This window comes from Candidatus Aegiribacteria sp. (genome assembly GCA_021108005.1).
Classification (GTDB): Bacteria; Fermentibacterota; Fermentibacteria; order Fermentibacterales; family JCC-6; genus Aegiribacteria.
In genome coordinates this window covers 1-1,034 of the sequence record JAIORS010000075.1, presented here as the reverse complement: position 1 = coordinate 1,034, position 1,034 = coordinate 1, and the positions used below count along the sequence as shown (strand labels likewise).

Annotated in this window: 1 protein-coding gene; it reads right to left on the bottom strand. The window is 51.5% G+C overall.

From position 1 onward, the window contains the following. Positions 1 to 59: 59 nt before the first annotated feature. Positions 60 to 941, bottom strand: coding sequence for a site-specific integrase (locus K8S15_04520; protein ID MCD4775299.1), 882 nt, complete (start codon positions 939 to 941; stop codon positions 60 to 62). Between the last annotated feature and the right edge of the window lie 93 nt (positions 942 to 1,034).

Below are 1,034 nucleotides of genomic sequence, written 5' to 3'. Positions count from 1 at the left end.
GAGATATTCATCCCTGTACCGGCGGAAGATATCCGCCATCTCTATCATGATTCGTTAGATCAGGGCAGTTCATTCATGATGTCGTCAAGGTGTTGTCTGGCTTTCTCCCGGGCCACACCTGTCAGGTGTGTATAGATCGAGGTTGTCGCGGGGCTGTTGTGCCCCAGATTTGTCTGGATCTGCCGCAGATTGACACCAACCTCAAGCAGATGAGTTGCGTATGAGTGACGTAGGGTATGCACATGAGCCTTCTTGCGGATACCGCTGGACTTCAGGGCTTCCCTGAAGGCAGCCTGTACGACTTCTTTTGAAAACGGCTCGTTGAAGGGCCTCGAAAGATCATACCTGCCGGCCCGTCCTCTACCGACCCTGGGGAAGATCCAGATCTCATTCTTGTGCATTACCCAGAACTCACGCAGTAATTGAAGAGTACGTTTGGGCAGTGGCACATAACGATCCTTGCCGCCTTTTCCATTACGTACATGGATGACCATTCTCGCGCTGTCGATATCGCATACCTGCAGCCTGGTGCCTTCCTGAAGGCGTAATCCCATGGAATAGATCGTCTCAAGGCATACCCGATACCGGAAATATCTGACATTCCCCATGATGGTCATGACTTCCCTGCGGGTGAGAATAACCGGCAGCTTCTTCTCTCGGGCTGGACGTATAATACCGATGATCGACCAGTCCCTCTTGAGCGTCTGCTCCCAGAAGAACTTGATGCCGCAGATCGCTATCGTGTATGTGGGTCTGGCCCACTTCTTCTCGTTCTTCACGTGAAGGAAGTACGAGCGAATCTCTTCCTCGTCGATCTGGTCAGGTGACTTGTCGCAGTATTCCGACAAATGTCGAACTGCACGAACATATGCTTCCTGCGTTCTCTCGCTCATCCCGGCAAGCTGGAGATCCTCGATCATCCTCTGTCTTAATGCTGTCATGGCATCCTTCCTGGTTACGGAACGCTTGATTACGTTCCTTACAGGAAGTATGCTCTGTCGAAGGAATTTATATGATTGGTAATCTGCGCTGCG